This window comes from Bradyrhizobium sp. 153 (assembly GCF_023073835.1).
Lineage (GTDB): Bacteria > Pseudomonadota > Alphaproteobacteria > Rhizobiales > Xanthobacteraceae > Bradyrhizobium.
Genome location: NZ_JADPKH010000147.1, coordinates 54,984 through 72,682 on the forward strand (window position 1 = coordinate 54,984; position 17,699 = coordinate 72,682).

The following is a 17,699-nucleotide window of genomic DNA, read 5'->3' on the forward strand; positions in this document are numbered from 1 at the left end:
CCATGTGGGGCATCGTTCCGGCCGCAGGCCGCGGCAGCCGCATCCAACCGCTGGCGTTCTCCAAGGAGCTGCTGCCCGTCGGCAGCCGGCGCGACGACGGCACGGAGCGCCCCTGCGCGGTCTCCGAGTATCTCCTGGAGCGCCTCATCCTCGGCGGAGCGGACAAGATCTGCTTCGTCATTTCGCCGGGCAAATCCGACATTCTGGAATATTTCGGCGATCACTACGGCAGCGCTCAGCTCGCCTATGTGGTCCAGCCCGACGCATCCGGCTTATGCGACGCCGTCTTCCGGGCCGGCACCGTGGTCGGACATGACGAGCACGTCGTCGTCGGCCTGCCCGATACCGTGTGGTTTCCAAAGGCCGCCTTGCAGGCTCTGCCCGATGCCGACCTCTCCTTCCTCCTCTTCCCAGTCGAGCGCCCGGAATTCTTCGACGCCGTCGTGGTCGAGGGAGACAGCGTGCGGGAGATCCAAGTCAAGCAGCCGACCCCAACTTCGCGGTGGATCTGGGGCGCTTTCAGGATGTCGGCCACCGGCTTCCGCGAATTGCATGCGCTCTGGAACGCGCGAGACCGGCGAGACGAATATTTTGGGACTTTGGTCAATGCCTACCTCCAGGCAGGCGGCGTCGGCATCGGGATCAAGGCGGGGGAGTCCTATGTCGATGTCGGAACCGTCGACGGCTATCGCAAGGCTATGGCTCTTCTCGCGGACAGCGCCGGCGCTGACGGCCGGTCGAGGTTGCGGGTCGGCACCTCGTCGGATGGAGCTCGACCGATCCCCGCGATGGACAACGGAGCGACTGCATGACGAGAGCGCTACTTACGCGCGAGGAAATTCGCAAGCGCGTCGATGCGCTCGGGCCGTGGTTTCACAATCTCGACCTGAACGGCGTGCCGACCGCCCCCGCCCACTTCCTCGGCGACTATCCCAGCGTGAAATGGCGGCGATTTTCCGGAATCATTCCGGACCGCCTCGAAGGCAAGACCGTGCTCGATATCGGCTGCAACGCCGGCTTTTACGCCATGGAGATGAAGCAGCGGGGCGCCGAGCGCGTGCTTGGACTAGACACCGACGAGGAGTACCTGGCGCAGGCGCGCTTCGCCGCCGAAGTGAAAGGCCTCAGGATCGAATTCCGCAAGATGTCGGCCTATGATGTCGGGCAGCTCCGCGAGAAGTTCGATCTGGTGATCTTCATGGGCGTGCTCTACCACCTGCGCCATCCGCTTCTGGCGCTGGATCTCATCCACGAGCACGTCGCCAAGGACCTCCTCCTGTTCCAGTCGATGCAGCGCGGCGACAGTCACGTCGACGCGATCGAGAAGAACTACGATTTCTGGACCACCGACCAGTTCGATTCCGCCGGCTATCCCAAACTGCACTTCATCGAGCACAAATACGCCGACGACCCCACCAATTGGTGGGTCCCGAACCGGGCCTGCGTCGAGGCCATGCTGCGCAGCGCCGGCTTTGCCATCACTGCGCATCCCGAAGAGGAGGTCTATCTCTGCGAGCGAACGGAGCGCCCCCAGGCCGATGGACCCGTCTATCCTTGCCGGAGCACAAGCCGATGATCGAGGCTGCCAAGATCTGGAACGAGCCGAACAACAAGTCGCATTGGAATCTCCTGATCGATCCGGATTGGGCGATGTTCGCGAACTTGGCCATTGCTGCCGGCAAATCGATCCGCAGTGCACGGCCGGCATTGCCAATCGTGCTCGGCGGCATCTCGCCGATTGATCCGTCCTTCATGCGCAACATGCAGAGCCGCGGCGTGCTCGACAATTTCGATGCAGTCGCCGTGCATGGCTTTCCGCTCGACTGGAATCTGTGGCAGATCGGCGACTGGCCGGCCAAGATCGAGGAGATCAAGGCGGTCACCACCCTGCCTGTCTGGGTGACGGAGGTCGGCGTCTCCTCGTTCGGCGCCGAAGAGGTGCAAGCCTGGGGCCTGTCGCGCACAGCCGAACTCCTGATCGGCCGTGCCCCGCGCATCCATTGGTACAGCCTCTACGACCTTCCCTCCGCCTGGGAAGCAACGACACGGCACAAGGAAGCCGAAGGCTCCTCGTATTACAGGCATTTCCACATGGGCCTGCTGCGCGAGGACGGCACGCCAAAGGCGGCGGCCGACCAGTTTGGCATCTATGCGCCTGCAATGGGTCTGTGCCAGTGGTTCCACTTCGAGGATCATCGCCTCGACGACGCCGTGCACTGGATGCGCCGTCTCGGCGTGACCCATCTCAGGACAGGTCTTTCATGGGCCGACAGCTTCCGTCCTAATGCGCTCGCATGGTTCGACCGCCAGATGGGGGCGCTGGCGGAATTTCAGGTCACGGTGACGTTCTGCTTCACACCCGAGCATCGGGGCATCGAGCCGCATCACACCAGCCCGCCACTCGACGTCAATGAATTTGCCGATTTCTGCGCATCGATGGTCGATCGCTACTGCACGAAGACGGGTGTTGCATCCTCCGCAACGTCCGCCAATCCCCCTATCAGGGAACCGACATGCGTGCCCTGATCCTGGTGATGGACTCCGTCGGCATCGGCGGCGCGCCGGATGCCGCTCGCTATGGTGACGATGGCGCCGACACTGTCGGCCACATCGCTGAAGCCTGCATGGCCGGTCGCGCCGACAGCGCCGCCCGCGAGGGTCCGCTCCGGCTTCCCAATCTCGTCGCGCTCGGCCTCGGCCAAGCCTGCCGCCTCGCCACCGGGCGCGTGCCGCCGGGGCTGGACGGTCGGGTCGAGCACCGGCAATTTGGGTGCGCGACCGAGATCTCGAAAGGCAAGGACACCCCGTCAGGTCATTGGGAGATCTCCGGAGTGCCCGTACCGTTCGAATGGGGCTATTTCCCTCGAACGATGCCCTGCTTCCCCGGGGATCTGACTAAGGCCTTCTGCGAGCAAGCCGGATTGCCCGGCATCCTCGGGGATTGTCACGCCTCCGGCACGGAGATCATCGCCGAGTTCGGCGAGCGCCACATGCGAACGGGAATGCCGATCTGCTACACCTCAGCCGACAGCGTGTTCCAGATCGCAGCGCATGAGGAGACCTTCGGGCTCGAACGTCTGTATGAGATTTGCGCGATCGCAAGGCGACTGATCGATCCCTTCAACATCGGCCGCGTCATTGCCCGGCCATTCGTCGGCACCAGTGCGAGCGACTTCAAGCGCACCGTACACCGGCGCGACTATTCGGTGCCGCCGCCCGGGCGAACCATCTTAGATCTCGCTGAAAGCGCCGGCCGTGACATCGTGACGATCGGCAAGATCGACGACATCTTCGCTCATCGGGCAACCGGGCGAAACATGCGCGGCGACGGCAATGACGGGTTGTTCGACGCCTCGCTCAAGGGGCTGGCCAGCCTTGCGGATGGAGGATTGCTGTTCGCCAACTTCATCGACTTCGACACCCTCTACGGCCATCGCCGCGACGTCGCGGGCTATGCCGCGGCACTCGAAGTCTTCGATGACCGTCTTCCCGAGCTACTGTCACGTCTGCGGAGCGACGATCTTCTGATCATCACCGCAGACCATGGCTGCGATCCGACCTGGAGGGGCACCGACCACACCCGCGAACAGGTGCCGATCCTGGCCCGGACGACGCAATCATCTGCTCCGATCGGCTGGCGTGCCGGCTTTGCCGATATCGGCGCCACCGCAGCAAGGCATCTGGACCTGCCGGAACCGCTGCACGGCGCGCACTTCTAGCGGGCAGCAGGGCTGGGGATTCACCTAGGTTATTGATCCAGGTTAGAGAAATATTCGTTTGTACAATTTCGAGGAACGAACATTCCTTGCATCGCTTCTGACTCCAAACGTGACTGGCGTGCAGGTCGTCCGACCAGACAGTAAGGCGCGCTTCAGCTCCCATCATCGGTCGATTTCCCCAAGGGATCGATCTTACGGCGGCACGGAGTGGTGCATGACGCGGGTATTAATCACTGGAGGCGCGGGATTCATCGGCTCGCATGCAACCGACATGCTGCTCGCTGCCGGTTATGAGGTCCGGCTGCTCGACAATCTTTCGCCGCAGGTCCACGGCGGCAACCGCCAGCGCCCGTCCTATCTCGCCGATGAGGCCGAGCTCGTCGTTGGCGACGTCACTGACAGCGTTGCGGTCGAACATGCCCTGCGCGGGGCCGACATGGTCGTGCATCTCGCTTCCGCCGTCGGCGTCGGCCAGAGCATGTACGACATCGAGCCTTTTGTGCGGACCAACGAGCTCGGCACAGCGGTGCTGCTCCAGGCGCTGTCGAGGCGCCCAGTCGAACGGCTGGTGGTCGCCTCCTCCATGAGCATCTACGGCGAGGGCCTCTATCGCAGGCCCGATCAAAGCGTCGTCGCCTGCGACGAACGGCCGATCGAGCAGCTGCGCAGAGGGGAATGGGAGTTGCGCGACAGTGCGGGTCACCCACTCGTCCCCGTGGCGACCCCGGAGAGCAAGCTGCCATCACTGAGCTCGGTCTACGCATTGAACAAGTTTGCGCAGGAGCGCATGTGCCTGATCACAGGCAAGGCTTACGGCATCCCGACCCTGGCGCTGCGCTTCTTCAACGTGTTCGGTCCCCGTCAGGCCCTGTCAAATCCCTATACCGGCGTACTCGCGATCTTCGCCGCGCGGCTCCTCAACGGTCGGCCGCCGCTTGTTTTCGAGGACGGCGAGCAACGGCGCGATTTTGTTCACGTGCACGACGTCGCCCGCGCCTGCCGCATCGCGCTGCAAGTGGAGCAGGCGCAGGACGTCTTCAACGTGGGCTCGGGCCAAAGCCGGACCATCCTGTCGGTCGCCGAGGACCTCGCCGGGGTCATGGGCAGGAGCGACATCGCGCCCGAGATCACGCGGAAATACCGCGCCGGCGACATCAGGCACTGCTTCGCAGATATCGGCAAATCGCGCGACCTTCTCGGCTTCGAGCCGCATGTGGCTTTCAGGGACGGCCTGGAGGAGCTCGCGGAATATCTCGCAGACCAGATCGCCGACGACCAGGCCGAGCGGGCGACCCAGGAGCTGCTGCAACGAGGATTGGTTGCGTGATGAATGAGCGAGACAATAGGCCGGTTCTGATCACAGGCGGCTGCGGCTTCATCGGTTGCAATCTTGCCGACCGGCTGGCGGAGCGCGGCGAGCGCGTATTGGTGCTGGACAACTTGGCCCGCGCCGGCGTGCGCGAGAACGCGCAATGGCTGAAATCCAGGCATCGCGACCTCATCACCATCGCGGTGGCCGACATTCGTGAGCCGATTCCGGTGATCGATGCCGTGCGTGAGGCCCGCGCGGTGCTGCATTTGGCGGCTCAGGTCGCCGTCACGGGCAGCGTGAGCGATCCCGCCGCCGATTTCGAGATCAACGCGCGCGGCACCCTGAACGTGCTTGAAGCGGTTCGGCTGCACAACAGCACCGCTCCGGTCGTGTTCGCCTCCACCAACAAGGTTTATGGCCGCCTGATCGAGGACAGCGAGATCGCACTCACCGGCCGCCGTTATACGCCCACCAGCGGCTTGCTGGCCGAAGGCGTCTCCGAGAACGCTGCCCTCGATTTCTACAGCCCCTATGGCTGTTCCAAGGGGACGGCGGATCAGTACGTCCACGACTATGCGCGGGTTTACGGGCTCCAGACCGTGGTGATGCGCATGAGCTGCATCTATGGGCCGCGCCAGTTCGGCACCGAGGACCAGGGCTGGATCGCACATTTCCTGCTGAGCGCGATCCGCGGCAACCCACTGACGATCTACGGCGATGGTTATCAGGTCCGCGACGCGCTGCATGTGTCGGATGCAGCCTCTGCCTGGCTCGCAGTACTCGACCGGATCTCGCTAGCGCGTGGACGCGTGTTCAATCTCGGCGGCGGACCAGCCAATGCGGTCAGCCTCCGGGAATTGATCGACCACATTGCCGAACTGACCGGCCATCAGGTCACATACCGCTTTGCCGATTGGCGTCCGGGCGATCAGCCTTGGTACGTCACCGACACCCGTGCGCTGTCTACCGCCCTCGGATGGGCACCGCAGGTCTCGGTCGCCGAGGGCCTTCGCTCGCTTCATGCCTGGCTGGACAGCCGCTTCGGAACAACTCGGGGCAACCGCGAGGCTCTCGCATGACGCGCGTCGCCCTGATCAATCCGAACTGGGATTTTGGCGGCAGCATCTATTTCGGCTGCCGGTCCCCCCACCTTCCGCTCGAGCTCGGGATCGCCGAGCATTATTTGAAAGCGGCCGGGCACCGGACGCTGCTGCTCGATGCGCACATGTTCGATCTGTCATTCGGGGACGTCGAGGCTGAGCTGCGCGCCTTCGAGCCTGACCTGATCGTCATCACGACGGCACCGACCTACCTGTTCTGGCGCTGCGCACCGCCGGAGCTGCGCGTTCCGCAGGAGCTTGCACTGGCGGTACGGGATCTTGCACCGGTCTTGGTCGCCGTTGGGCCGCACGGCTCGACCACGCCGCGGGCGGCCCTGAAGAAGCTCGCGGTCGACATAATCGTCATGGGTGAATGCGAAGCATCTTTGCTGCGGTTGGCCAACGGGGAGCGGGACTTCCCCGGCCTGTGCTTGGCGGACGGCGCCACGGTCCGGGTCAATGGCGGCCCGCAGGCGGTCGACTTCAAGGATCAGCCAGCGCTCGACTGGCCGGACGAGATGATCCGGCGGCATCGTCACCACCATCATCGCTTCGAGGCCGAACCGGTGGGCCCCGGCGCGGAGGTCGAGGCGTCGCGGGGATGCCCCTACAATTGCACGTTCTGCGCCAAGGAGAATTTCCGCAACGCCTACCGCAAACGGCCACCCTCGATCATTCTCGACGAGATTGATCGGCTGCGCGGCCAAGGCGTCGAATATGTCTACTTCATCGACGAAATCTTCCTTCCGAACCCAGAACTTCTGGAAGGGCTGAGTACGCGGGGCCTCAAATTCGGTGTCCAGACCCGCATCGATCTCTGGAAGCCGGACATGCTCGCCTTGCTGGGTCGCGCAGGCTGCGTCTCGATCGAGGCTGGCATCGAAAGTCTCACCGTCGAGGGCCGCGCGGCACTCGCCAAGAACTGCAAGATGACCACCGACCAGCTCGCCGACCGCCTGGTCGAAGCCCGACGCTACGTCCCCTTCGTGCAGGCCAATCTGATCGAGCTCCCCGACGACGACGATCCCGTAGTGCAGCGCTGGCGCCGCAAGATGCAGGATGCCGGCATCTGGGCGAACGACCCGGTCCCGCTCTATCCCTACCCCGGCTCGCCGGACTACCGAAAGCTGTGGGGCGAGGCCGACGACTTCGCCTGGGAGCGCGCGCATCAGCACTATCTTGGAATGTTCGACCAGTTCAGCGACGTGCAGAACGATCGGCCGGTCCCGCTCGACGCCCTCGAACATCCGGTGGCGCCATGAGCCGCGGTTCCGACATCAGGATCCTGATGACGACCGACACTGTGGGCGGCGTGTGGACCTATTCCTGCTCACTCGCCTCGAGCCTTGCCGCCGCGGGCGCCCACTTGACGCTGGCGACGATGGGTCCATCCGCGCGCGCGGACCAGCGCGAGATGCTGCACGGCTCGGGGGTTCGCCTCATCGAAACCGACCTCGCTTTGGAATGGCAAGACCCCGAAGGGCGTGACCTCTGCAATGCCAGGCGTGTCCTTCTAGGGCTCGAAGCACGGTTCAGGCCGGACATTGTCCACCTCAACAGTTTCCGGGAGGCAACCCTGTCGTGGCGTGCGCCAACCGTTCTCGTGGCGCACTCCTGCGTCAACTCATGGGCGCTGGCCTGTCGGGATACGACCTGGCTCGGCGAGCCCCGTTGGGCGCGTTATACGGAACGGGTGGCCGCGGCGCTCAACAGCACGCAAGCTTGGGTCTGCCCGAGCCGGTCGTTCCACGATGACATCATGGAGATCTATCGGCCACGGTCTCCCGGCGCCGTGATCTGGAACGGGACTACTGCTGGGGACCTCTCAACTCGAAAGCAGGAGCTGATCTTCGCGGCCGGCCGGCTGTGGGATCATGCCAAGAACATCGGAGTATTGGCTGCGGCTGCACCGGATCTGGATTGGCCGGTTCAGGTCGCAGGACCCGCTGAAGCAGATCCGTCCGTGGGCGTCACTTGGCTTGGGCAATTGCCGCACAGCGCCTTGCGCGGACATCTCCAGCGCGCGGCGATCTTTGCAAGCCCAGCACTTTATGAACCGTTCGGCCTCTCCGTTTTGGAGGCAGCCGCCGCCGGCTGCGCGCTCGTGCTGTCGGACATCCCGACGTTCCGGGAATTGTGGAGCGGAGCCGCGCTGTTTTTCGATCCCTGCGATAGTCAGGCGTTGCACCGAGCTCTCGCAGAACTTTGTGCGGACGATCTCGAAAGAGCACAGCTGCAACGCGCCGCCTACGAGCGTTCCCTGACCTATTCGCTGTCGCGCACGACCGGCGCTTATCTGAAGCTCTACAAAGGGCTGCTCGCTGCCAACCGCACGACACCTCAAGCCGGCCAGATCGAGGTGCGCGCATGAAATGCGTCCTGTTCTACCACGCATTCACCTCCTGCTGGAACAATGGCAACGCTCATTTCCTGCGCGGCTACGCCCGCGAGCTGCATGCGCTTGGTCACGAGGTCGTCGTTTTCGAGCCGATCGACGGCTGGAGTCGGTTGAATGCCATCCGCGAGAGCGGCAGCGAGGTCCTGCAAGACATCGGACAGCTCTTCCCAGGCATTTCCATTCGTCGCTATGATGCCTCGCTCGATTTCGACGAAGCGCTCGATGGCGCCGATCTCGTCGTCGTGCACGAATGGAACTCGCCCGATGTGATCGAGCAGATCGGGCACAGGCGCGCGCACGGCGCTCCCTTCACATTATTGTTCCACGATACCCACCATCGTGCGATTACAGCGCCGGACGAACTTGCACAATTTGACCTCGATGCATTCGACGGCGTGCTCGCCTTCGGCGAGGTGCTTCGCCAGATCTACGTGAAGCTCGGCTGGGCCGACCGGGCCTATACTTGGCACGAAGCCGCCGATATCGCCTTGTACCACCCGCTGCCGAATGTCGAACCTACCGACGATCTGGTCTGGATCGGCAATTGGGGCGACGGCGAACGCAGCACTGAGCTCAACGAATTCCTGGTCGAGCCTGTTGCCGAGCTGAATTTGCGCGCGAGCGTCTATGGCGTGCGTTACTCGGATGCCGCGCTCCAGGCCATCCGGGCCACAGGTATCCGCCACGGCGGCTGGCTGCCTGCGCATTGGGCTCCGGTGGCATTCGCCGGCGCGCGCGCGACCATTCATGTCCCGCGCGGGCCCTATGTACGGTCGCTTCCGGGCATCCCTACCATCCGTGTGTTCGAGGCCCTCGCCTGCGGCATTCCTCTGCTTTCGGCGCCGTGGTCCGATGCGGAAAGCCTGTTTCCGGACGGCGCTTATCTCCAGGCGGCCGATGGCGCGGAGATGAAGCGCGCGCTCGGCGCCGTTCTCGACGATCGGGAGCTGTCTTCCGCGATGGTGGAGACCGGCCTTCGGACCATTCAGGAGCGCCATACCTGCCGTCACCGCGCACAACAGCTTGTGGGCATCGTGGAGGCCATTCGTGCCTCCGATAGCTCGTCACAGCCGCTGCGTTACATCGGAGCCTCCGCATGAAGATCTGCTTCTTCGGATCCAGCCTTGTCTCGTCCTACTGGAACGGCGCCGCCACCTATTATCGCGGCATGCTCAAGCAGATTGCGGCGCTCGGACACGACGTCATCTTCTTCGAGCCTGACGCCTTCGAGCGGCAGGCCCACCGCGACATCGACGACCCCGGCTGGGCCAGGGTCGTCGTGTACCCCGCGACCGCCGACGGCTGGCGCGGCTCGCTCGATGCGGCGGCGCGATCGGCCGACATGCTGATCAAGGCCAGCGGCGTCGGCGTCTTCGATCAGGAGCTGGAGACCGCCGTTGCTGCCTTACCCTCCCGAACCATGCGCATCTACTGGGATGTCGATGCTCCCGCCACGCTCGAAGCGATGGCAAACGATCCGGAGCATCATCTGCGCCGTGCGATTCCATCCTACGACATGGTCTTGACCTACGGCGGCGGCGATGGCGTCGTATCGGCCTACCGCGCTATTGGTGCGCGAGACTGCGTTCCGATCTACAACGCCCTCGACCCCGAAACGCATTTTCCATCGCCGCCCAAGCCGGACTTCACCTGCGATCTCAGCCTGCTGGCAAATCGCCTGCCTGATCGCGAGCAGCGCGTCGAGCACTTCTTCCTCGACATCGCGCGCCAGTTGCCGGACAAGACGTTCGTTCTCGGCGGCTCCGGCTGGGAGACCAAGGATACGTCCGGCAACCTCCGAAAGGTCGGGCATGTCGGCACTGGCGAGCACAACGCATTCTTCGGCTCCGGCCTTGCCACGCTCAACGTCAATCGCGACAGCATGGCGCGATACGGATTCTCGCCGCCGACGCGGGTATTCGAGGCGATCGGCGCAGGCGCCTGCTTGATCACCGATCAATGGGTCGGCATCGACCATTTCCTCGAGCCGGATCGCGAAGTGCTGGTGGCCGCGAATGGAGCCGAGATTGCCGGCCATCTCGGCGCCCTCAGCCCTGATCGGGCCGCCGCGATCGCCAGCCGTGCCCGCGCGCACATTCTCAGCCAACACACCTACAGGCATCGCGCCCGCCAATTCAACGATCTCTTCGTCGGAAGCAGCTCGCACATCGAGGCAGCAGAATGAACCTTAGCATCGTCGTCGTCGGTCTTTCGGTCACGTCATCATGGGGCAATGGTCACGCCACGACCTACCGCGCCCTGATCGAGGCCCTCGCGCGACGAGGCCACCATGTCACCTTCCTGGAGCGCGACGTCGCCTGGTATCGCGAGCATCGCGATCTCACCAAGCCGTCGTCATGGACTGTCGAGCTCTATCAATCACTGAAGGATGTCCCTCGCCGCTTCGGAAAGCTGATCCGGGACGCCGACCTCGTCATCATCGGCTCCTATGTGCCCGACGGTATCGCCATCTCCGAATGGATCACGAGCCAGGCGCGAGGGATCACCGCCTTCTACGACATCGACACGCCGGTGACGCTGGCGAGACTCGACCGGGGCCTCGACTATCTCTCCGCTGCGATGATCCCGCGTTTCGACCTCTATCTATCGTTCACCGGTGGCCCGGTGCCCGACATGATCGAGGCGCGTTACGGCAGCCCGATGGCACGGGTTCTCTATTGCAGCGCCGACGCGGACGCCTACGTCCCGCAACAGGCCCAGACGAAATGGGCGCTGGGCTACCTCGGGACTTATAGCGAGGACCGGCAGCCCGTCCTTGAACAATTGCTGTTGTCCCCGGCGCGGATGCTGCCGTCCGAGCAATTCGCCGTCGCGGGCGCGCAATATCCTGAACATATCGCCTGGCCCGACAATGTCATGCGGATCGAGCACCTCGCGCCAAAGCAGCACCCGATGTTTTACGCGGAGCAGCGGTTCGCCCTGAATGCGACCCGCGCCGACATGCGCGCGTTGGGCTTCTCGCCGAGCGTTCGGCTGTTCGAAGCTGCCGCCTGCGGCACGCCCGTGATTTCCGACCGATGGCCGGGGATCGAGACCATCTTCGAGCCGTCGCGGGAAATCTTGCTGGCCTCAACGGCGCGCGACGTCATCGAGATCCTGCGCGACATGCCCGAGGAACGTCGACGCACTATCGCCGAGAGCGCGCGCCGCCGCGTTCTGACCGATCACACCTCCGACCATCGAGCCCGCCAGTTGGAGGTCTACTGCGCCGAAGCAACCGCGCGCCGCCGCCGCAAATCGGCGCGGCTACCGGCTGGCCGACCGGTTCAAGTCGCCGAACTCTGAGGGAGCTTGCCATGACACTCCAGACCCGAATTCCCACGCTCCGTCGCTCGCCGACAGTGCTCATCGCCGGCGGCGCCGGCTTCATCGGCTCTCATCTCTGCGATTCGCTTCTGCAACGCGGCAACAGGGTGATCTGCCTCGACAACCTGTTCACGGGCACAATCGACAATATCAGGCCGCTGCTGAACCATCCGAACTTTCGCTTCATCGAGCATGATGTGCGCGAGGAGATCGAGATCGACGACGAGATCGACCGGGTCTACAGTCTCGCCTGCCCCGCCTCACCCCGGCATTACCAGAAGGATCCGGTCGGCACGATGAAGACATGCGTGCTCGGCACCATCAATTTGCTCGAGCTCGCCCGCCGCAAGGGCGCCCGCGTCCTGCAGGCCTCGACGAGCGAAGTCTACGGCGATCCGGAGGTGCATCCACAGCCGGAATCCTATCTTGGCAACGTCAACCCGATCGGGCCGCGGGCCTGCTACGACGAGGGCAAACGCGCCGCCGAGACGCTGATGTTCGACTACCACCGCACGCACGGAACCGAGATCAAGGTCGCGCGCATCTTCAACACCTATGGCCCGCGCATGCTGGAGAACGATGGCCGTGTCGTCTCCAATTTCATCGTGCAGGCGCTGCGCGGCGAGCCGATCACGATCTATGGCGGCGGCACGCAGACAAGGAGCTTCTGCTTCGTCGACGATCTGGTGCGGGGCCTTCAACTGCTGATGGAAAGCCCGGCCTCAGTAACCGGCCCCTGCAACCTCGGCAATCCGCACGAGGTCACGATCGAGGCCATAGCCCGGGAGGTCCTGACGTACACGGAGTCGGCCTCCCCTCTCCGCTTCGTGGCGCTGCCGAAGGACGATCCGAAGCGTCGCAAGCCGGTCATCGACACCGCCGCGCGACTTCTGGGATGGCGTCCGCGCGTAGCGCTGAAGGATGGTCTTCAGGCGACGATCGCCTATTTCGCGTTGCGCGTCGCGGATGAGTCACCGACGCTGGTGCCGGCTCTTGCACGGCGAAAGAGAGGTCCGACGCGCGGCATGCTCAAGATTGCGGATTAAGATCAACGCGCTTCTCGTTGGATCGGATCCCCGTTGAGAAGCGGACATCCGCTCAGCCGATCAAAGTCAATTATCCACGCGGCTCAGCCGAGCTGGGAGGCGAAGCCATGCAATGGTGGGCGCACCAGGGCTCGAATCTGGGACCCGCTGATTAAGAGATAGCAACGGGTTGAAGACCATCAATGACGATCGCGTCCCGGGGATCGTCTGGCAGAACATGGGCATCGCCGCGCATTCATGGCCGTCTTTCCACCAGTGTTGGTCCGATCGGTCAGAAAACTTTCCTGGAAGCAGTTCGATACTGTCACTGAGTGATTCAGAGCGCGTTTGCAGGCGTCTTGCGCTTCTCTAATCGTGGTCGAAGAGCTCGTTCGGAGAGCGTTCCCTGGCGAGGACACTCTTCTGCACTCGCGCAGCCTGCTCGCGACAAAGTTTGATGCGATCGGTTGTGATGTCCGCGGCGGCCTTGCCGAGCGCCAGCTGAAGCCAGAGGCATAGGATCTCCGCTACAGCGTGCGGCTGTGGGTCCTGCGCATGCTCACCATCCATCATAGGAACCATATCTGTGGCGGCCGGTTGGCTTGCCGTTGAGCTGTCACTCTGCAGAGCAGCTCGACAAACCGGCATGAGTCCTAGGCCGAGCATCCGTCGGGGACCAATCCCATGATGGACCACGCGACCAGAGTTGGTAATCGGTTGTTAGCAGCGTTGCCGCCAGCAGATTTTGCTTTGCTTGCGCCTCATTTGCGGAAAGTCGAGATCGAGCGCGATTCCGTGCTGGCCCGATCGGGCGACCGGATCGAACATCTCCTCTTCCCCCTGAGCGGCGCGATCGCCGCTATCATGGCGCTGCCGAACGGCCAGACAGTTGCCACAGCGATCATCGGCCACGAGGGGGCTGTGGGCCTGACGTCAGCGCTCGGCGCATCCAATTCGCCCGCGACGGCAGTCGTTCGCATACCAGGGTTCGCGCTGCAGATCTCGCCGGTGCAATTTCTGGCAGCGCAACATCGCAGCCCTCCAATCACATCCATGGTGCAGGTCTTCACGAGATCGTTGTTGACGCAGCTTCAGCACGTGGCCGCCTGCAATGCACTGCATTCCGTCGAAGCCCGCCTGGCGCGCTGGCTGCTTCACATTCACGACCGGGCGAATGGAGGCGATCTCCTCCCGCTGACCCAGGAAACATTATCGGAATTGCTGGGCGTCCGCCGCACCACCGTCACACATGTCGTAAGCACAATGCGCGCCTCAAGAGCTCTGAAATCCAATCGGCGCGGCCAGCTCGAGATTGATCGGCCGCGGCTCGAAGCCGTGGCATGCGAGTGCTACAAGGTCATGAGCCGCAAAATCGATCGGATAGTTTCGCAGGGCGCGGTCGGACTCGTTCATGGGGCGCCAGCGCGGCGGGCCTCCCACTCGCCCGGTAGCCGAATAGCCGGGACAGGCTCGTAGAGTCGGTTCGCTTTCGCGAACCAGTCGCGTGTACCATCGCAATTCGGCAAAAGTGCGCGGGACTCTGTCGTTACAAATGCCCAATCCTGCGCGGAAGCGAGCTCAGAAACCTGGCGGTTTAGGGGGCCGAGCCCTCGGCCGAAGCCGACCATAGATTGCACAGGTGCGCTTTCGGCCACACTTTCCAGCATGCCGGAGCAAAGGCCCGGGCATTGCTGACCGTACGGCGACCCATAGCGCTCATGCATCGGCTGAGAAGACTCCTACCGGCTGGATTCGATTGCGCTCGAAATCCGAGTATCAGCCCTGGGGCAATCGGCCTTGCGCTTTTCCTCTTTCTCTTCGTCGGCGCAATCGACCCCGCCATCCGCGCTTGGAGTTCCAGAGCTACCGCCGGTCGCGAACGGCCCTTTGCCACCGGCTCCGCCACCACCGGACCCGCCGCTACCGCCGGATGTCCCTCCGGCACGAGATGATCGAGCAGGGCCACCGCCAGCTGCTCCACCTCCCCCAGATGACCCTCCGCTCGAGTTCCCCGGCCCCGCCGCGGACGACCGATCGTTGTCGAAGAACGACTGGCCCCTGTCGTTCTGCCTCTCCGCGTGCAGGCCGCCTGACCTTGCAATGGCTTTTGAGGTCAGGGAAGTGGACAGAAGCAGGGTCATGACAGGGGGCGTCACGGCTGCAAATCTTCCGCAGGTTTTCAAAAACGCCCGCCGGTCGTCATCTTCATTACCATCCCGGGTCACGACGCGCTCTCCTCGATTTAAAATTTTAAATACCTTATTATATATTAAATACGTTTTCAACCAGGGAATGTTCCTTGCCCGGCGGGAGTTACCGAACGTGCGTCGCTCCGACAGAACGGCTCCAAATTCCGTGTTTTCCTCTCGGCGCGCCCGCGCATTGCGGCTTGCTGCGCGAATTGAGTTGCGCCTCAGCATTTAATATAGTTAATTTGTGTTTAACTGGCCGAGCGCGAGTTCGGCTGCAATGGATCATTGCGATGCCACTGCAATTCCACCGGTCCGTCCGGGAGCGCGAGCAGCCACGGCTTCTCGTTCGTGATCAGTTTTGAAAGCCCTGGAGGTTCGGGCTTTCACGGACGCTCCGGCTACTTGGCGAGTTGGCGTCCGCTCCACAAGAACCAAGCCGCAATCAAGATTGGCGGCTCGCCCTTTGGAACGTTAGCCGAGGCCGAAGGGGCTTGCCGCAATATGATTGAGCATCTGGCGCCACCATAGCGCGCCCCCGCGCACGAGCACGGCAGACGTCCTCGTCACTTCACGCTGGCCGGATCCTGACGCAACAGATCCGGGGGATCCGGCTCACGTGGCGCTGTATGCAGCTCGTTTCGCGAAATCGCCAATGCCGCGAGAACTGTACGATTGCTGACATCCAGCTTCTGGAAGATGTGATGAAGGTGGACTTTGATCGTACCGTCGGCAATATTCAAGCGACGCCCAATCTCCTTATTCGATAGCCCCTCCGACACGAGCCGCATGATCTGGCGCTCCCGGCCCGTCAGTTGTGTCAGCGCCCTCTTCTCACCAGCACGGGGCTCCTGGTTGCCGTTCCCGGTGCTCGGCAAGCCTGCTGCTAGGCCTTGGGCAGTCTTCCGCAGGGTTGCGACCAGCATCTCCGGATTCGCGTCCTTCGGGAGGATGATGCAGGCGCCGTCCAAGGCCAGCCTCTGTAGCTCACTGTCGCCCGCGATACCCGCGAAGAAGATTATCGGGACGCCTGGGCCTACAGTGTTTGCAAGAGCGAGGATCTGCTGTCGGCTGACATCGGGCAGTGCAGCATCGACAAGCGTGATGTCCGGCACAAGAAATCGGATTGCCTCAAGACAGCTTGCACCATCGCTGCACGACGCAACGATCGTAAAATCACGCTGCGTCGCAAGAACGCTCCTGATTCCCTGTAAGACGATCGGGTGTCGATCCGCGATGACAACTCTGATGCGCCGCATGCTCCCCTTGCCTTTTGCTAACAACCCCCGTGCAGCCGTTTAATCCGGCATCTCCTTTGAGACGCGCGAGGCATGACCCATCAGTTCGGCCATAACGTCGCACGGCTTAGGTTTGAGACAGCACGAAGCAGCAGATTGGTAGATCCGATCTACAAGTTCTCTCAAAGAATGTCATCGGCGCACCCGATCGGTTGCGTTGTCATTATGGTCAACATCCATCTAACTTCGCTAGGGCCGGTTATTACGAACGATATATAGGGTCATTCACGATTCAAATCTAACATTCGGCGAAGTTTCACTGAAGGGAGGCCATTCGAAAAGCCTCGCTTTCCGGAGGGAGGGCAAAAAAGTATTACTATTCATCAAAGCGAGGATTGGCAATCAAAGACAAAATATGGCTGCGTGATCGCAGCCCGTGTAGCACCGATGAAAACCCGGTCCCCAAATTGGAGCTGATTTCGTCAATTCAGCAACTTCAATGAGCGGCCGCGGGGTCATCGTTGGCATGAGTAGGTGGTCACATGTATTCTTCCGCTATTTTGCGTCAAACACATCAGGCCCTAATCGTTCAATTCACCGAATTGCAGAACCTACGTAGTCGCGTGTTGAAGGCCGAGCAGCGATTGCTTGCGCCCAGGCGACGAGCCCACGGGCGGAGGGCGCCAGGGAAGCGACCGCTCGGTCGGAGGCACGGTCCCAATCGGTAGCACCAGGTACCGCGTTGCACACAGGCGCCGCCGCGCGCCCGGATCGCGCTTGCCCGACCCCGGCTTGACCTGATAATCCCCCTCCTGTTTCGGTTCGGAAGTAGTTGGGGACGGCTTCCATGGAGAAGGACGACTGGGCAAACATGACCACAGCCGAGCTGTGGCGGCTTTACGATGAGGTCACGACCGTCCTCAGTCGCAGGATGACTGCGGAAAAAGCCAAGCTCGAACAGCGGCTTCGTAAGATTGAGGGGACCGCCGGTCCGACTCAGACCCAGGAACGTTCGCGCCGCCCCTACCCGCCGGTGCTGCCGAAATACCGGAACCCGAAGAATCCGTCCGAAACTTGGTCTGGTCGCGGTAAGCAGCCCCGATGGCTGAAAGCGCAGCTTCGAGCCGGCAAGAAGCTAAACGATCTCCTGATCGATCGCTCGTCCGCGCAAAGGCGCCGCCGGACCGGCTGAGGCGCGCCGCCGCGCTATCGTCGCGCGCCGACGACCCCGCGCGGTTTCACGGCGGTTTGTGTGGCGACGCTCGCGTTGAAGCCGATCTAGCCGTAAGCGCTTAGCCGTGACCCTATTGAGGCTGGCTTGACGTTTTGCGGAATCGCCACGGCATGAGATCATCGATCTTGCTATGGGGATGACCGTCGATGATCGCCTC

Annotated in this window: 15 protein-coding genes and 1 pseudogene; 14 read left to right on the forward strand and 2 right to left on the reverse strand. The window is 62.8% G+C overall.

All coding sequences use genetic code 11. The features are described from left to right. Positions 1-2: 2 nt before the first annotated feature. From IVA91_RS33595 to IVA91_RS33655, 13 genes are all read left to right on the forward strand, one after another. Entirely contained in the window at positions 3-812 is an 810-nt protein-coding gene (locus IVA91_RS33595) for a sugar phosphate nucleotidyltransferase (protein ID WP_247460434.1), read from the forward strand. Then, positions 809-1,576: a TIGR04290 family methyltransferase gene (locus tag IVA91_RS33600; protein ID WP_247460437.1), complete on the forward strand. Its 768-nt coding sequence runs from the start codon at positions 809-811 to the stop codon at positions 1,574-1,576. Before IVA91_RS33595 ends, IVA91_RS33600 begins: the two co-directional genes overlap by 4 nt. After that, positions 1,573-2,526, forward strand: a complete 954-nt coding sequence (locus IVA91_RS33605) for a beta-xylosidase (protein WP_247460439.1) — start codon at positions 1,573-1,575, stop codon at positions 2,524-2,526. The genes IVA91_RS33600 and IVA91_RS33605 overlap by 4 nt, the downstream gene beginning before the upstream one ends. Beyond that, entirely contained in the window at positions 2,514-3,719 is a 1,206-nt protein-coding gene (locus IVA91_RS33610; RefSeq protein ID WP_247460440.1) for a phosphopentomutase, read from the forward strand. The genes IVA91_RS33605 and IVA91_RS33610 overlap by 13 nt, the downstream gene beginning before the upstream one ends. Before the next feature lie 214 nt (positions 3,720-3,933). Beyond that, positions 3,934-5,046 carry an NAD-dependent epimerase/dehydratase family protein gene (locus IVA91_RS33615; protein ID WP_247460442.1) on the forward strand — a complete coding sequence of 371 codons (1,113 nt, stop codon included), beginning with the start codon at positions 3,934-3,936 and terminating at the stop codon, positions 5,044-5,046. Continuing rightward, positions 5,046-6,110, forward strand: coding sequence for an NAD-dependent epimerase/dehydratase family protein (locus IVA91_RS33620; RefSeq protein WP_247280415.1), 1,065 nt, complete (start codon positions 5,046-5,048; stop codon positions 6,108-6,110). The genes IVA91_RS33615 and IVA91_RS33620 overlap by 1 nt, the downstream gene beginning before the upstream one ends. Continuing rightward, positions 6,107-7,393 (forward strand): TIGR04295 family B12-binding domain-containing radical SAM protein, encoded by a 1,287-nt coding sequence (locus IVA91_RS33625; RefSeq protein ID WP_247460444.1) that lies wholly within the window; start codon positions 6,107-6,109, stop codon positions 7,391-7,393. Before IVA91_RS33620 ends, IVA91_RS33625 begins: the two co-directional genes overlap by 4 nt. Positions 7,394-7,419: 26 nt before the next feature. Then, complete coding sequence (locus tag IVA91_RS33630) at positions 7,420-8,502, forward strand: glycosyltransferase family 4 protein (RefSeq protein ID WP_247280413.1); 1,083 nt, start codon at positions 7,420-7,422, stop codon at positions 8,500-8,502. After that, positions 8,499-9,629: a glycosyltransferase gene (locus tag IVA91_RS33635; RefSeq protein ID WP_247280412.1), complete on the forward strand. Its 1,131-nt coding sequence runs from the start codon at positions 8,499-8,501 to the stop codon at positions 9,627-9,629. Before IVA91_RS33630 ends, IVA91_RS33635 begins: the two co-directional genes overlap by 4 nt. Beyond that, positions 9,626-10,714, forward strand: coding sequence for a glycosyltransferase (locus IVA91_RS33640; RefSeq protein ID WP_247280411.1), 1,089 nt, complete (start codon positions 9,626-9,628; stop codon positions 10,712-10,714). Before IVA91_RS33635 ends, IVA91_RS33640 begins: the two co-directional genes overlap by 4 nt. Continuing rightward, on the forward strand, positions 10,711-11,835 hold the full coding sequence (locus tag IVA91_RS33645) for a glycosyltransferase (protein WP_247422383.1): 1,125 nt from the start codon (positions 10,711-10,713) through the stop codon (positions 11,833-11,835). Before IVA91_RS33640 ends, IVA91_RS33645 begins: the two co-directional genes overlap by 4 nt. An 11-nt stretch (positions 11,836-11,846) precedes the next feature. After that, positions 11,847-12,902, forward strand: a complete 1,056-nt coding sequence (locus IVA91_RS33650) for a UDP-glucuronic acid decarboxylase family protein (RefSeq protein WP_247460446.1) — start codon at positions 11,847-11,849, stop codon at positions 12,900-12,902. A gap of 663 nt (positions 12,903-13,565) precedes the next feature. Beyond that, on the forward strand, positions 13,566-14,357 hold the full coding sequence (locus IVA91_RS33655; protein WP_247460448.1) for a Crp/Fnr family transcriptional regulator: 792 nt from the start codon (positions 13,566-13,568) through the stop codon (positions 14,355-14,357). Between the two features lie 482 nt (positions 14,358-14,839). Here IVA91_RS33655 and IVA91_RS33660 read toward each other — a convergent pair. After that, positions 14,840-15,106, reverse strand: a pseudogene (locus tag IVA91_RS33660) (hypothetical protein); the annotation flags it as partial. Between the two features lie 530 nt (positions 15,107-15,636). Next, on the reverse strand, positions 15,637-16,329 hold the full coding sequence (locus tag IVA91_RS33670; RefSeq protein WP_247460450.1) for a response regulator transcription factor: 693 nt from the start codon (positions 16,327-16,329) through the stop codon (positions 15,637-15,639). Positions 16,330-17,155: 826 nt separating this feature from the next. Here IVA91_RS33670 and IVA91_RS33675 point away from each other — a divergent pair. Continuing rightward, entirely contained in the window at positions 17,156-17,500 is a 345-nt protein-coding gene (locus IVA91_RS33675) for an H-NS histone family protein (RefSeq protein ID WP_247280405.1), read from the forward strand. Positions 17,501-17,699: the final 199 nt, after the last annotated feature.

Coding starts and splice junctions, on each gene's coding strand:
- IVA91_RS33595 (WP_247460434.1), top strand. CDS start 3: ATGTGGGGCATCGTTCCGGCCGCAGGCCGCGGCAGCCGCATCCAACCG.
- IVA91_RS33600 (WP_247460437.1), top strand. CDS start 809: ATGACGAGAGCGCTACTTACGCGCGAGGAAATTCGCAAGCGCGTCGAT.
- IVA91_RS33605 (WP_247460439.1), top strand. CDS start 1,573: ATGATCGAGGCTGCCAAGATCTGGAACGAGCCGAACAACAAGTCGCAT.
- IVA91_RS33610 (WP_247460440.1), top strand. CDS start 2,514: ATGCGTGCCCTGATCCTGGTGATGGACTCCGTCGGCATCGGCGGCGCG.
- IVA91_RS33615 (WP_247460442.1), top strand. CDS start 3,934: ATGACGCGGGTATTAATCACTGGAGGCGCGGGATTCATCGGCTCGCAT.
- IVA91_RS33620 (WP_247280415.1), top strand. CDS start 5,046: ATGAATGAGCGAGACAATAGGCCGGTTCTGATCACAGGCGGCTGCGGC.
- IVA91_RS33625 (WP_247460444.1), top strand. CDS start 6,107: ATGACGCGCGTCGCCCTGATCAATCCGAACTGGGATTTTGGCGGCAGC.
- IVA91_RS33630 (WP_247280413.1), top strand. CDS start 7,420: ATGACGACCGACACTGTGGGCGGCGTGTGGACCTATTCCTGCTCACTC.
- IVA91_RS33635 (WP_247280412.1), top strand. CDS start 8,499: ATGAAATGCGTCCTGTTCTACCACGCATTCACCTCCTGCTGGAACAAT.
- IVA91_RS33640 (WP_247280411.1), top strand. CDS start 9,626: ATGAAGATCTGCTTCTTCGGATCCAGCCTTGTCTCGTCCTACTGGAAC.
- IVA91_RS33645 (WP_247422383.1), top strand. CDS start 10,711: ATGAACCTTAGCATCGTCGTCGTCGGTCTTTCGGTCACGTCATCATGG.
- IVA91_RS33650 (WP_247460446.1), top strand. CDS start 11,847: ATGACACTCCAGACCCGAATTCCCACGCTCCGTCGCTCGCCGACAGTG.
- IVA91_RS33655 (WP_247460448.1), top strand. CDS start 13,566: ATGATGGACCACGCGACCAGAGTTGGTAATCGGTTGTTAGCAGCGTTG.
- IVA91_RS33670 (WP_247460450.1), bottom strand. CDS start 16,329: ATGCGGCGCATCAGAGTTGTCATCGCGGATCGACACCCGATCGTCTTA.
- IVA91_RS33675 (WP_247280405.1), top strand. CDS start 17,156: ATGGAGAAGGACGACTGGGCAAACATGACCACAGCCGAGCTGTGGCGG.